This is a genomic window from Galenea microaerophila (assembly GCF_054657255.1).
Map to the genome: position 1 here is coordinate 1 of NZ_BAAHWZ010000001.1, position 13,923 is coordinate 13,923.

The 13,923-nt window shown below is 47.1% G+C and carries 8 protein-coding genes, 2 tRNA genes and 3 rRNA genes; 9 read left to right on the forward strand and 4 right to left on the reverse strand.

The features are described from left to right. The 6 genes from ACYQ05_RS00005 to ACYQ05_RS00030 form a co-directional block, all read left to right on the forward strand. Positions 1–1,064: ribosomal RNA gene (locus ACYQ05_RS00005) — 16S ribosomal RNA — on the forward strand; the annotation flags it as partial. 92 nt (positions 1,065–1,156) lie between these two features. Then, positions 1,157–1,233: transfer RNA gene (locus tag ACYQ05_RS00010), tRNA-Ile, on the forward strand. A gap of 1 nt (position 1,234) precedes the next feature. Further along, positions 1,235–1,310: transfer RNA gene (locus ACYQ05_RS00015), tRNA-Ala, on the forward strand. Between the two features lie 463 nt (positions 1,311–1,773). Next, positions 1,774–4,629, forward strand: a 23S ribosomal RNA gene (locus tag ACYQ05_RS00020). A 199-nt stretch (positions 4,630–4,828) separates the two neighbouring features. Next, positions 4,829–4,943, forward strand: a 5S ribosomal RNA gene (gene rrf / locus ACYQ05_RS00025). Positions 4,944–5,332: 389 nt separating this feature from the next. Further along, complete coding sequence (locus ACYQ05_RS00030) at positions 5,333–6,202, forward strand: GIY-YIG nuclease family protein (RefSeq protein ID WP_459817381.1); 870 nt, start codon at positions 5,333–5,335, stop codon at positions 6,200–6,202. A gap of 103 nt (positions 6,203–6,305) precedes the next feature. Here the strand turns inward: ACYQ05_RS00030 and metE are convergent, their stop codons facing one another. Beyond that, positions 6,306–8,621: a 5-methyltetrahydropteroyltriglutamate--homocysteine S-methyltransferase gene (gene metE / locus ACYQ05_RS00035; protein ID WP_459817383.1), complete on the reverse strand. Its 2,316-nt coding sequence runs from the start codon at positions 8,619–8,621 to the stop codon at positions 6,306–6,308. A gap of 105 nt (positions 8,622–8,726) precedes the next feature. Between metE and ACYQ05_RS00040 the strand changes: the two genes are divergently transcribed. After that, positions 8,727–9,623, forward strand: a complete 897-nt coding sequence (locus tag ACYQ05_RS00040) for a LysR substrate-binding domain-containing protein (RefSeq protein ID WP_459817385.1) — start codon at positions 8,727–8,729, stop codon at positions 9,621–9,623. Here the strand turns inward: ACYQ05_RS00040 and ACYQ05_RS00045 are convergent, their stop codons facing one another. Beyond that, the gene (locus tag ACYQ05_RS00045) at positions 9,624–10,295 is read right to left on the reverse strand and encodes an NAD(P)H-dependent oxidoreductase (protein WP_459817387.1); all 672 of its coding nucleotides are present in this window, start codon (positions 10,293–10,295) and stop codon (positions 9,624–9,626) included. Next, positions 10,292–11,221: a DMT family transporter gene (locus ACYQ05_RS00050; RefSeq protein ID WP_459817389.1), complete on the reverse strand. Its 930-nt coding sequence runs from the start codon at positions 11,219–11,221 to the stop codon at positions 10,292–10,294. Before ACYQ05_RS00050 ends, ACYQ05_RS00045 begins: the two co-directional genes overlap by 4 nt. Positions 11,222–11,254: 33 nt before the next feature. Between ACYQ05_RS00050 and ACYQ05_RS00055 the strand changes: the two genes are divergently transcribed. Then, complete coding sequence (locus tag ACYQ05_RS00055; RefSeq protein ID WP_459817391.1) at positions 11,255–11,779, forward strand: DUF3087 family protein; 525 nt, start codon at positions 11,255–11,257, stop codon at positions 11,777–11,779. Between the two features lie 12 nt (positions 11,780–11,791). On the opposite strand, the gene queE is transcribed toward ACYQ05_RS00055, so the two are convergent. Further along, positions 11,792–12,433, reverse strand: a complete 642-nt coding sequence (gene queE, locus ACYQ05_RS00060) for a 7-carboxy-7-deazaguanine synthase (RefSeq protein WP_459817393.1) — start codon at positions 12,431–12,433, stop codon at positions 11,792–11,794. Positions 12,434–12,501: 68 nt separating this feature from the next. Here queE and leuC point away from each other — a divergent pair, with 68 nt between their 5' ends. After that, positions 12,502–13,923: a 3-isopropylmalate dehydratase large subunit gene (gene leuC, locus ACYQ05_RS00065; protein WP_459817395.1), complete on the forward strand. Its 1,422-nt coding sequence runs from the start codon at positions 12,502–12,504 to the stop codon at positions 13,921–13,923.

The following is a 13,923-nucleotide window of genomic DNA, read 5'->3' on the forward strand; positions in this document are numbered from 1 at the left end:
TTGACGTTACCCACAGAAGAAGCACCGGCTAACTCTGTGCCAGCAGCCGCGGTAATACAGAGGGTGCAAGCGTTATTCGGAATTACTGGGCGTAAAGCGCGCGTAGGCGGAATGTTAAGTCAGTTGTGAAATCCCCGGGCTCAACCTGGGAACTGCATCTGATACTGGCATTCTAGAGTTTAGTAGAGGGAAGTGGAATTCCAGGTGTAGCAGTGAAATGCGTAGATATCTGGAGGAACACCAGTGGCGAAGGCGACTTCCTGGACTAAAACTGACGCTGAGGTGCGAAAGCGTGGGGAGCGAACGGGATTAGATACCCCGGTAGTCCACGCCGTAAACGATGTCAACTAGCTGTTGGCCCTATTAAAAGGGTTAGTAGCGAAGCTAACGCGATAAGTTGACCGCCTGGGGAGTACGGTCGCAAGATTAAAACTCAAAGGAATTGACGGGGGCCCGCACAAGCGGTGGAGCATGTGGTTTAATTCGATGCAACGCGAAGAACCTTACCCTCCCTTGACATCCTGCGAAGGCGCCAGAGATGGCGCTGTGCCTTCGGGAACGCAGTGACAGGTGCTGCATGGCTGTCGTCAGCTCGTGTCGTGAGATGTTGGGTTAAGTCCCGCAACGAGCGCAACCCTTATCATTAGTTGCTACCATTTAGTTGAGAACTCTAATGAGACTGCCGGTGATAAACCGGAGGAAGGCGGGGACGACGTCAAGTCATCATGGCCCTTATGGGAGGGGCTACACACGTGCTACAATGGGAAGTACAAAGAGCAGCCAACTGGCGACAGTGCGCAAATCTCAAAAAACTTCTCGTAGTCCGGATTGGAGTCTGCAACTCGACTCCATGAAGTCGGAATCGCTAGTAATCGCGAATCAGAATGTCGCGGTGAATACGTTCCCGGGCCTTGTACACACCGCCCGTCACACCATGGGAGTGGGCTGCACCAGAAGTGGCTAGGCTAACCTTCGGGAGGCCGGTCACCACGGTGTGGTTCATGACTGGGGTGAAGTCGTAACAAGGTAGCCGTAGGGGAACCTGCGGCTGGATCACCTCCTTTAAGATAAAAAAGAAAGCGAGCTTAAGGCAGCTTCCACATAAATTCTCTCTGAATTACCGAAGACACGAAAGTGTTGTAGAAGGAAAAGAACCGGGTCTGTAGCTCAGTTGGTTAGAGCGCACCCCTGATAAGGGTGAGGTCGGTGGTTCAAATCCACCCAGACCCACCATGGGGCTATAGCTCAGCTGGGAGAGCGCCTGCCTTGCACGCAGGAGGTCTGCGGTTCGATCCCGCATAGCTCCACCAATAACAACCGCTTATAAGTTCTTGTATCAAAGCAAAGAATCTATAAGCGGTTCTTATTGAGAACAAGAAGTGTGAATGCTATAATTCCTCTTCTCAGTTCATTAAGACTGAAAGCAAAGTGATCAAAGCCTTTAAGCTTTGAAAACAAAAAGCTCTTTAACAATTTGGAATAGATTCACCCAGATGAAAATCAAAGACAACAGTCCGAGACAACCATCTGAGTGAAGTGCTTAAATACCGACATATTTAAGCATGTAAAGTCGCATATCATCTGCTCCAACGGATGATATGCAGTAAAGATATAGGTAACAATGTATCTTACAGAGTTCAAAACAATCAAGTAAGAACATGTCAGCGAAACTTTTAATCACAGCAACCTCAAAAAACAAAGCATGATTGAGCGCAAGCTCAACACAAAAGGTCATGCCAGCCAAGCGCAAGCAAGGTTATTTTTGAGTTGTATAGTTAAGTGATTAAGCGTACACGGTGGATGCCTAGGCGGTAGAAGGCGATGAAGGACGTGGTAGCCTGCGATAAGCCTCGGTAAGGTGGCAAACAACCTATGACCCGAGGATTTCCGAATGGGAAAACCCAACCAGCACCAGCTGGTTATCCCCTAGTGGGAGGCAAACCCGGAGAACTGAAACATCTAAGTACCCGGAGGAAAAGAAATCAACCGAGATTCCCTAAGTAGCGGCGAGCGAACGGGGACTAGCCCTTAAGCCGATAATAAGTTAGTAGAATGGTCTGGAAAGTCCAACGATACAGGGTGATAGTCCCGTATACGAAAACTTATTATGGGTGAAAACGAGTAGGACGGGACACGAGAAATCCTGTCTGAAGATGGGGGGACCACCCTCCAAGGCTAAATACTCTCTACCGACCGATAGTGAACCAGTACCGTGAGGGAAAGGCGAAAAGAACCCCTGGAGGGGAGTGAAATAGAACCTGAAACCGTGTACGTACAAGCAGTGGGAGCCCCTCGGGGTGACTGCGTACCTTTTGTATAATGGGTCAGCGACTTACTCTATGTTGCGAGGTTAACCGAATAGGGGAGCCGTAGGGAAACCGAGTCTTAACTGGGCGCAAGTAGCATGGAGTAGACCCGAAACCGGGCGATCTATCCATGGCCAGGCTGAAGGTTGGGTAACACCAACTGGAGGGCCGAACCCACGTATGTTGAAAAATGCGGGGATGAGCTGTGGATCGGAGTGAAAGGCTAATCAAGCTCGGAGATAGCTGGTTCTCCTCGAAAACTATTTAGGTAGTGCCTCATGTCTCACTGTTGGGGGTAGAGCACTGTTATGGTCTAGCGGGCCGTCAAGGCTTAGCAGCCCATGGCAAACTCCGAATACCAACAAGTGCAATCATGGGAGACAGACTGCGGGTGCTAACGTCCGTAGTCAAGAGGGAAACAACCCAGACCGCCAGCTAAGGTCCCTAAACACTACTCAGTGGGAAAGGATGTGGGAAGGCTTAGACAGTCAGGAGGTTGGCTTAGAAGCAGCCACCCTTTAAAGAAAGCGTAATAGCTCACTGATCGAGTCGGCCTGCGCCGAAGATTTAACGGGGCTAAGTAGTGTACCGAAGCTGCGGATGCCGTAAGGCATGGTAGAGGAGCGTTGTGTAAGTCTGCGAAGGTAAATCGAAAGGTTTACTGGAGATATCACAAGTGCGAATGCTGACATAAGTAGCGATAAAGGGAGTGAAAAGCTCCCTCGCCGAAAGACCAAGGGTTCCTACGCAACGTTAATCGACGTAGGGTTAGTCGGCCCCTAAGGCGAGGCCGAAAGGCGTAGTCGATGGGAAACAGGCTAATATTCCTGTACTTCTATATACCGCGATGGAGGGACGGAGAAGGCTAGATCATCCTGGTGATGGTTATCCAGGTTCAAGCCAGTAGGGAGATTCGCTAGGCAAATCCGGCGAATCAATCCTCAGAGGTGATGACGAGCCCATTATGGGCGAAGTGATTGATGCCATGCTTCCAAGAAAAGCTTCTAAGCTTCAAGTATATAGAAACCGTACCCCAAACCAACACAGGTGGTCAGGATGAGAATTCCAAGGCGCTTGAGAGAACTCGGGTGAAGGAACTAGGCAAAATGACACCGTAACTTCGGGAGAAGGTGTGCCTAAAGTAGGTGAAGCCCCTTGCGGGTGGAGCCGAACTAGGTTGCAGAGACCAGGTGGCTGCAACTGTTTACTAAAAACACAGCACTCTGCAAACTCGAAAGAGGAAGTATAGGGTGTGACGCCTGCCCGGTGCCGGAAGGTTAAGTGATGGGGTGCAAGCTCCTGATCGAAGCCCCGGTAAACGGCGGCCGTAACTATAACGGTCCTAAGGTAGCGAAATTCCTTGTCGGGTAAGTTCCGACCTGCACGAATGGCGTAATGATGGCCACACTGTCTCCACCCGAGACTCAGCGAAATTGAACTCGCAGTTAAGATGCTGCGTACCCGCGGCTAGACGGAAAGACCCCGTGAACCTTTACTACAGCTTTGCACTGGACTTTGACACGACCTGTGTAGGATAGGTGGGAGCCTGAGAAACCGAGACGCCAGTCTCGGCGGAGGCGTCCTTGAAATACCACCCTGGTCGTGTTGAGGTTCTAACCTAGATCAGTGAATCCTGGTCAGGGACAGTGTATGGTGGGTAGTTTGACTGGGGCGGTCTCCTCCCAAAGAGTAACGGAGGAGCGCGAAGGTACCCTCAGCACGGTCGGACATCGTGCAATGAGCGCAAGAGTAGAAGGGTGCTTGACTGCGAGACAGACACGTCGAGCAGGTGCGAAAGCAGGTTCTAGTGATCCGGTGGTTCTGTGTGGAAGGGCCATCGCTCAACGGATAAAAGGTACTCCGGGGATAACAGGCTGATACCGCCCAAGAGTTCATATCGACGGCGGTGTTTGGCACCTCGATGTCGGCTCATCACATCCTGGGGCTGAAGTCGGTCCCAAGGGTATGGCTGTTCGCCATTTAAAGTGGTACGCGAGCTGGGTTTAGAACGTCGTGAGACAGTTCGGTCCCTATCTGCCGTGGGCGTTGGAGAATTGAGGGGGGCTGCTCCTAGTACGAGAGGACCGGAGTGGACGAACCTCTGGTGTTCCGGTTGTCACGCCAGTGGCATTGCCGGGTAGCTAAGTTCGGAAGAGATAACCGCTGAAAGCATCTAAGCGGGAAACTTGCCCCAAGATGAGTTCTCCCTGAGACTTTAAGTCTCCTGAAGAGCCGTTCAAGACTAGGACGTTGATAGGCCAGGTGTGGAAGCTCAGTAATGGGTGAAGCTAACTGGTACTAATTACTCGTGAGGCTTAACTATACAACTCAAAAGTAACCTTAAGCAGTGGGCTTAAGCGAAGGTTGAGTGATTAAAAGAAGATGACAAGTTCTAAAGATTGAATAAAACTTGTAAGGACATTGACCTGACGTTACAACTTTACAAAAGACTTAAAAGTGAATCTATTCCGAATTCAGTGCAGTGTGCATTTAGCATTTACACACTGTACATAACCCAATTGCTTGGGGACCATAGCGAGATGGAACCACCTGATCCCATTCCGAACTCAGAAGTGAAACGTCTCAGCGCCGATGGTAGTGTGGCAGGTGCCATGTGAGAGTAGGTCATCCCCAAGCTTATCTATTCCAAAAACCCAGCTGGCTGATGTCGGTTGGGTTTTTTTATATTTAGAATTCCTAAGCATTTATATCATTTCCCTAAATCGATTTGTAATACCGCTTTGTTTAAGGGCTGTGCAATAGGCGCTTCTGTCGGTTATAAATTATGTAACCAAATCTTGGCCTATCTTAAAAAACTATTCATCTATGATTGAATAGGATACTAAGTTTTCTGTCTTAAGTGAGATGAGATGTTCGTTTTAAACCCTAAATTATCTGAGTTCCATTAAAGGTTATAATTATTAAGGTTAGCTAATGATCGTGCTGACCTGAGTTATTAGGGCGATTTAGATTTATATAATGGAAAAAACTACAACCTTTTTAAAGCTTTTTATGAAGGCCATTAAATGACTTCTCCGAAAACAATCCAAATTTTCTTGCCTGATGGGGATCCAACAGGCATTCGCATTGCGGAAATGACAACCAGTATTATGCAACTGATTGAGTTTCCAAGAGTTCAGTTTTCCCAATTTTGTCAGATGCCTGCGTCTTCTCAAGTGGGTATCTACTTTCTATTTGGTCAAGATGAGGAGACAGGAGAAGAACTGCTTTATATTGGGCAGTCAGGTGAGTTAAAAAAACGGCTGACAAATCATGCTAAGAAAAAAGAATTTTGGACAAAGGCTGCTGTTGCAGTGTCATTAACGCAGAACTTGACACAAACTCATGCACTTTACCTTGAGTGGCTGGCCATTCAGAAAGCGAATGAGGCTGAGCGTTATCACCTTCATAATGAAAACAGTGGTTCTAAACCTCATGTGCCGCCTCCATTAGAGGCAGATTGTCATGAGATATTTTCTATTTTAACAACTTTGCTGGGCACTTTAGGGCATCCAGTATTTCGAAAAATTTCCACCTATGCAGAAGATACACATTCTGATAATGTCAATTCAACTCAGCCAGAATACTTTTATCTGAATCGCGGACATGCTGAGGCAAAAGGGGTGATGACTAACGAAGGGTTTCTTGTATTGGCGGGTTCAAAGGCGCCTTATGATAATACATATAAATATAAAAGGCGTACTAAACATAGAGATGCTTTGATTAACCAAGGTGTGGCCAAGATTGAAAATGGAGATTTTATCCTGCTTAAGGATCATCTATTTAAAAGTCCATCAGGTGCTGCGGCGACAATTGTAAATATGTCGATTAATGGCTGGACAGATTGGAAAAATGAGAAAGGTCAATCTTTGGATGAGGTTTACCGAACGGAATAAAAGCTATTGATTCTTATTTCAATATGATGTCCATTTGACTGTTTACGGAAGGCAAACGATTGAGTGAAATGTCCCCCGATTTGAATCGGGAGACAGTTAGGGTTTATGATTGATATTTTTCGCGGAGGGTTTTAGCGGCTTTAACCATATTTTCTAATGAAGGAATGGTTTCTGCCCAGGCACGTGTTTTCAGTCCGCAGTCTGGATTGACCCATAGTCTTTCGACTGGAATCGATTCTGCCGCTTTTTCTAGAAGTGTCACCATCTGCTCGACCGTTGGAATATTGGGCGAGTGAATGTCATACACACCAGGTCCAATTTCATTAGGATAGTTAAAGTCCACAAAGGCTTTCAGCAATTCCATATGAGACTTTGAGGTCTCAATGGTGATAACATCAGCATCCATCGCAGCGATATCTTCAATAATGTCATTGAATTCTGAATAGCACATATGGGTGTGAATTTGAGTGCTGTCTTGAACGCTGGAGGTACAAAGACGGAAGGTATTCACCGCCCAGTCTAAATACTCACGCCATTGAGATTTTTTCAGTGGCAACCCTTCGCGTAAGGCAGGTTCATCAATTTGGATAACGGTAATCCCTGCTGCTTCAAGGTCTTGAACTTCGTCTAAGAGTGCAAGCGCAATTTGTTCGCAAGTGGTTTGACGAGGTTGGTCATCACGCACGAAAGACCATTGCAACATGGTAACAGGCCCGGTAAGCATCCCTTTCATTGGGCGCTCTGTTAGGCTTTGTGCATAAGTGGACCAGAAAACGGTCATCGCTTTGGGTCGTGCGACATCACCATAAATAATGGGTGGTTTTACGCAGCGAGATCCATAGGATTGAACCCAGCCAAATTGGGTAAAGGCGTAGCCATCCATCTGCTCTCCAAAGTACTCAACCATATCGTTACGTTCTGGCTCACCATGGACCAGTACATCAATATCCAGTGCTTCCTGCTGTTCAACAACATAGGCGATCTCTTTTTTCATCGCTTCAATATAGGTCGCCTCATCAATATCGCCATTTTTAAACGCACGGCGAGTTTGACGTATTTCTTGTGTTTGTGGGAAAGAGCCAATGGTGGTCGTCGGTAGCAGTTTTTGCTGATGTTTTTCATGCTGCAGTGGTGCACGTTCGGCATAAGGAGTAGCACGGCGGTTAGGAACCGTATCGATTTTAGCCATGCGTTCAGCGACAGCCGGATTGTGAATCAGCGTTGAGTTTTTACGCGCTTCGATACAAGCAGCCTGCGCATCCAATTTCGCTTCAACGGCTTGTCCAGCGAGTGCTTTTTGCAATAAGGCAACTTCATTGAGCTTCTGCTTGGCAAAGCTTAAGTAAGATTTGATTTCCGTATTCAGTTTTTCTTCGGAATCCAGATCGACGGGCACATGCAAGAGGGAGCAGCTGGGTGCAAGCCATAGGTTTTCGCCGCGTTTCTCGGCGACGGGTTTTAAGATGTCTAAGGCAGCATTAAGATCTGTTTTCCAGATATTTCGACCTTCAACCAAACCAAGTGAAAGAACTTTGTCTTCAGGATATTGCGCAATGACTTCTTGAAGTTGTGCGGCACCTCTGACGCCATCATAATGAAGGCCGGCAACTGGGAGCTGTTTGACCAGCACAAGATTTTCCCCTAAGGTGTCAAAGTAGGTGGCTAAAAGTAGCTTAACTGGAGACTCTGCAAGCTGTTGATAAGCGGTGTTGAAGCCAGCTTGCCATGCATTGTCGAGTTCAAGGGTTAAAATGGGCTCATCAATTTGTACCCATTCAATGCCTAATTGAGCCAATTTCCCCAGAATCTGTTGATAGACGGGCAATAATTTAGGCAGTAAATCGAGTTTTTGGCCTTCATAACCGAATTTTTTCCCAAGATAGAGGTAGGTTAAAGGTCCAATAAGGACGGGTTTCAGTTGAACTTCGCCTTGCGTATCTAGGGCTTGCGCTTCTAAGATTTCATCAAAAAGTCGCGTGTCGGTTATTTTAAATTCGGTATCGGCTTCAAATTCAGGCACAATATAGTGATAGTTGGTGTCAAACCATTTTTTCATGGTGCACGCTGAGCTATCTTGATGGCCGCCGCTACAGCAGTGTTGTTCATCATCACTCGGTGCTTGACCACGTGCCATGCGGAAGGCTATGTCTAGATCATAGGTGTCTTGACGAAAACGGCTGGGAATACAGCCAAGAAGGGTGCTCATATTGAGCATTTGATCATAATAAGCAAAATCATTCACAGGGAGCAGTTCAATGCCCGCTTCCAGTTGGGTTTGCCAGTTTTGTTGGCGTAAGTTTTTGGCGGTTGCATCTAATTCAGCACGTGAAATTTCTTTACGCCAGTATTTTTCGAGTTGGAATTTGAGTTCCCGTTTCGCCCCGATTCTGGGGTAGCCAAGGTTATGTAAGGTTGTCATGATGTGTTCCTTTTGTGGGTTAAATCTAAATTTGACAGCATTATCATAGTGGGGCTTTAATATGAAAACAAACGAATTAAATTCAACTAAATATGAGAAAAATTAATGATAGAGTTGAAACATCTACAAGCTTTGCAAGCCATAGAAAATTATGGCTCGGTGAATCGTGCAGCAGAAGCGCTGTTTATGACGCAATCGGCTCTGTCGCACCAGTTGAAGCAGCTGGAATCGCAGTTGACGTTAAAATTATTTGAGCGTAAAACGCAGCCGGTTCAATGGACGCCGGCGGGTGAAGAGCTTTTACAGCTGGCGGAACAAGTTTTGCCGCAAGTGGTACAGGCAGAGAACAATCTGCAACGCCTCCGCACGGGTCATCTGGGAAGGCTTTGGTTAGGCGTGGAGTGTCACACCTGTTTTGAGTGGTTACTGCCGGTTTTACGACGTTATCAGCAGCAATTTCCAGATGTTGAAGTCGATATCGTGGCGCAACTGGTGCGTCCGAGTTTGGATGCATTGAAAAAACATGAAATTGATTTGGTGATCACTTCGGAAACAACAGAGGCGCTTGAAGTTGAGTTTATTGCGTTATTTGAATATGAAGTGGTGCTGGTGGTAAGTCCAGAACATGCACTCGCGGCAAAATCTTTTTGTCAGCCACAAGACTTGGCGAATGAGACCTTATTAACCTATCCCGTTAATTATAATAAATTGGATATTTTTAAAGATTTTCTCTGGCCGGCGAAGGTGCAGCCCAAAGCGATTCGTCACTCAGAGATGAGTTTGATGCTGTTACAGTGGGTGGAAGCGAATAAAGGCGTGGCGGCGTTACCGGTTTGGTTGTTGGACTCTCAGCCTGAATTTAATCACCTTAAACGCCTGCGTTTGGGAGAAGCGGGTGTCAAAGCGAAGCTTTTTGCAGCCATTCGCGAAAGCGAACAGCCACAACCCTATTTACAAGCGTTTATTCAACAGGTCAAACAGTTAATGGAGGTTTCACCTTAGCTATTTCCATTCGACAATGTCAGCTAAAGGTTGGCGTGTTTTCGGTTTGGGTTCATAGACGCGATAACCAAAGGCACACATCACACTGATTTGAAAGAGTTCCGTGTCTACCCCTAGATCCTCGGCTAGAAATTGATTGGTTTCCTGCATTTTAAAGCCTTCGATGGCACAGCTATCAATGCCCAGGCTGGCAGCCAAGGTCATCATATTGGCCAGCAAAATATAGGTTTGTTTGCTTGCCCAATCAAACATCGCACGGTCAGATTCCAGAAGGTTAAAATCTGATTCCTGAAAAGTGCGATAGAACGCTTGGCGTTTCACCCTATGTTCTTCCGGTAAATGGTGAATATCGCGCATCATATGCTCAATATAGTCGCTGTCATAGCGCATGGATTTGGCAGTGCGAGATAAAATAAGGATAAAGTGACTGGCGGTATCGAGCGTTTTTTGTGCGCCCCAAGTGATTGGCTTTAGCTTTTGCCTCAACTCTGGGTCTTGCAGCACGATCAGTTTCCAAGGCTCATAGCCAAAGGAGCTGGGGCTTAATCTGGCCACTTCAAGCAGGGTTTGAAAGGTGGTATCAGGAATTTTTTTATCCGCATCCATCACCTTGCAGGCATGACGTTCATTCATCACCTCTAAAACTTGTTGTTCTGTACAGATGGTTTTCATGGTTTCTCCTCAGTTTGGTTGGCTGACAAACGTATTTTAGCAGAAGCTTGGCGTGTCAGAAGCAGGCTGCCGAGAATAATAGGAACGGCACCTAAAATTTGTGAATGCGTTGGTGGGGTACCTAATAGCCAATAAGAGAGTAGCAGGGTTAAGGCCGGTGCAAATGCATAGAGCGCGTTCACCTTGGTAATTGGCAGCAGGCGAATCGCTTCAATCCACCATACTTTGCCGACCACAAAAGCCAATCCTCCGATGAGCAGTAACCATATGCCTTGTTGTTGAATGGCGTGCCAGCTGGGTGTGGGCTCAAGCAGCGTAGCCAGTAGATAGAGAAAGGGCAGGGCGATGGCTGAGCGCACAAAAAGAATGGTCAAGCTACTCACCTGCTGACGTGCTCGCTTTTGATAAAGGTTGGCGAAGGGCGCAATCAGTGCCGCCATCAGCACCCATAAATCCCCTTTATTGATTTGTAAGTCTTCGGGAAAAAGAATAATGACGGCGCCTAAGCTCATTAACATCACGCCCCATTTATGCATGGATGAGAGCTGTTCTTCAGGCTGTCGTCCAAAAAATAGATAGGCAAACAGCACCTGTAAAAAGAGAATCAGCGCGACATGGTTGGGGGAAGTGGTGCGTAAAGCTAAAAATACCAAAATATACAGAGAAGTGATCGTCAAGCTGACCATAAACAGATTCCACCACGCCTTGCGCAGTTTGAGTTCCGTCACTTTACCCTGTTGCCAGAGCAGAAGGCCTAAGAGAGTGGCTGCGATGACTAAGCTATAAAAGTAGGTGTGAATCGCGCCTAAAGCGGTGACACAATAGAGCGCCAAAATGGGAAACCAAGCATCAATAAAGGTTAAACTGATGGCGTAGAGCTCGCCTTTGGTCGAGTTTTTTAACTGCAGGACTGGGACTTTTGGCATAATTGTCGCAATAATTGAGTGTGGAGTTAAAGTATGATTTTCCAGTTACAAACGGTAGATATTAAGCATCATAATCAAATGGCGCGCAAGGCACTTTTTCGGATTATGGGACTTTTCTTTTTGATTGGCTTGTCAATGTCGATGGGATTTACGGCGCTGTTTGGTCAGTATTTTGATAATCATTATATCTCAGATTTTATTGGCGCCTTTATTGGCTTGGTGATCACCATGACCTTGGTGTACACGGTGTTCAAAGAGAAGGATTGGGTCAAGCCGCTGCTCTATAGTTGGGCTTTGAAGCGGGCGGTGATGAAAGTGTATAACCGTTTGCAGCGCATTGAACGCTTAGCGGAAGAAGGAGATGCGTCTGCTTTGGAAGTGATGGCGTTTTATTTTAATGCCTTAGAGCAGATGCACCAGCTGGAAGGCAATAGCCATGAGCTGTTGGAAATTCAAGGTAAAAAACGCGAATGGCGTGAGCGCTTTGAGCAAGCCGGCATTGATCCGGATTTACGGGTGTTGGATTTGGATAAAATTGAGCAGTTTAATCCAGTTTGAGACCTTTGCTGTTTAATCAATCTCCAATAGTTTATGGGTTTGCAAACTCAGCCGCCATTGCGGGTGTTGTAAGCAGTAGTTGAGCGTTTGTTGCAAATACTTTTGATTCAATTCCGTCTCACTGACTGCCATCGGTTGTAAATAAAACAAATCAAATGCTAGGTCGGCCACTTGGTGGGGCATCAGGTCGGCTTGGGGGTAAACCAATTTAAGTTCATTACCTTCGGTGAGTTTCAATGGAGCGCCGGCTTTAGGGCTGACGCAAATCCAGTCAATATCAGCGGGAGGCAAATAGGTCCCATTGGTTTCCACGGCGATTTCAAACCCAAAGGTATGCAAGGTATCCACCAAAACTTGATCCACCTGCATCAGCGGCTCCCCACCGGTCAGAACGACAAAAGGGGGCACTGGATCATCCGGCCAAAAAGTGCGCAGATGGAGAGCTAACGCTTCGGCGCTGGCAAATCGTCCGCCATTTTGACCATCTGTGCCGACAAAGTCGGTATCACAAAAGGGACATACCGCTTTGGCACGATCTGCTTCACGTCCTGTCCACAGATTGCACTGACTAAAACGACAGAAAATTGCTGGACGGCCGCTGTGAAAACCTTCGCCTTGCAAAGAGTAAAACACTTCTTTTATTTGGTAGCTCATTTTTCCTTTTTCGCTGCGGGGTAAAACGCTATAATTTACTATTAAATTTATAAAACAGGATTATAGCAATGTCCAAGACCTTGTATGATAAATTGTGGGAACAGCATGTGGTGCGCCAGGAAGAAGATGGCACGGCTTTGATCTATATTGATCGCCATTTGTTGCATGAAGTGACCTCTCCGCAAGCGTTTGAAGGTCTGCGGTTAGCCGGGCGTAAACCTTGGCGAGTGGATGCCAATCTGGCAACGCCTGATCACAATGTGCCCACTACGGAATATCACAGCATTGAAGATATTCAAGATCCCATCTCTCGTATTCAAGTGCAGACTTTGGATAACAATGCCAAGGCATTTGGCATTACGGAGTTTGGCATTGGGGATATTCGTCAAGGGATTGTACATGTGGTGGGACCAGAAGAGGGCGCTACGCTCCCTGGGATGACAGTGGTTTGTGGCGACTCACATACGTCCACCCATGGGGCTTTGGGGGCTCTGGCACACGGGATTGGGACCTCAGAAGTGGAGCATGTGCTCGCGACCCAGTGTTTGATTCAGAAAAAAATGAAAAATATGCTGATCAAAGTGGATGGTGAGCTCCACCCCGGCGTGACCCCAAAAGATGTGATTCTGGCAATTATTGGTGAAATTGGAACTGCAGGCGGCACAGGTTATGCCATTGAGTTTGGTGGCGAAGTGTTCCGCAATATGTCTATTGAAGGTCGGATGACAGTCTGTAATATGGCGATTGAAGCCGGTGCGCGAGCAGGAATGGTCGCGGTGGATGAGAAAACCATTGAATATGTTAAAGGGCGTCCATTTGCGCCAAAAGGTGAGTTGTGGGCGCAAGCTGTGGAGGCTTGGCAGGATTTGAAATCGGATCCAGATGCGCATTTTGATCGTGTTGTGGAGATAGATGGCAGTCAAATTCAGCCGCAAGTGACTTGGGGCACTTCCCCAGAAATGGTGGCGCCGATTGAGGGCAAGGTACCAAATCCAGCGCATGAATCTGATCCTGTGAAGGCCGATAGCATTCAACGCGCATTAGATTATATGGGACTTGAGCCCGATATTGCGATGACAGAAATTCCGGTGGATTATGTCTTTATTGGTTCCTGTACCAATTCACGCATTGAAGATTTGCGCGCTGCGGCCAAAGTCTTAGAGGGTCGCAAGATCGCAGACAGCGTCGAACAGGCTTTAGTTGTACCAGGTTCCGGTTTGGTGAAAAAACAAGCGGAAGAGGAAGGGTTGGATAAAATCTTTATCGAAGCCGGTTTTGAATGGCGTAACCCAGGATGTTCCATGTGTTTGGCGATGAATGCGGATAAGCTCCCGGCGGGTAAACATTGCGCCTCCACCTCCAATCGTAACTTTGAAGGGCGGCAAGGCGCTGGCGGACGGACGCATTTGGTGAGTCCTGAGATGGCAGCTGCCGCTGCGGTTGCAGGGCATTTTGTGGATGTTAGAGAAATGTTGGCGCAGGAGGCTTAA

Coding starts and splice junctions, on each gene's coding strand:
- ACYQ05_RS00030 (WP_459817381.1), top strand. CDS start 5,333: ATGACTTCTCCGAAAACAATCCAAATTTTCTTGCCTGATGGGGATCCA.
- metE (WP_459817383.1), bottom strand. CDS start 8,621: ATGACAACCTTACATAACCTTGGCTACCCCAGAATCGGGGCGAAACGG.
- ACYQ05_RS00040 (WP_459817385.1), top strand. CDS start 8,727: ATGATAGAGTTGAAACATCTACAAGCTTTGCAAGCCATAGAAAATTAT.
- ACYQ05_RS00045 (WP_459817387.1), bottom strand. CDS start 10,295: ATGAAAACCATCTGTACAGAACAACAAGTTTTAGAGGTGATGAATGAA.
- ACYQ05_RS00050 (WP_459817389.1), bottom strand. CDS start 11,221: ATGCCAAAAGTCCCAGTCCTGCAGTTAAAAAACTCGACCAAAGGCGAG.
- ACYQ05_RS00055 (WP_459817391.1), top strand. CDS start 11,255: ATGATTTTCCAGTTACAAACGGTAGATATTAAGCATCATAATCAAATG.
- queE (WP_459817393.1), bottom strand. CDS start 12,433: ATGAGCTACCAAATAAAAGAAGTGTTTTACTCTTTGCAAGGCGAAGGT.
- leuC (WP_459817395.1), top strand. CDS start 12,502: ATGTCCAAGACCTTGTATGATAAATTGTGGGAACAGCATGTGGTGCGC.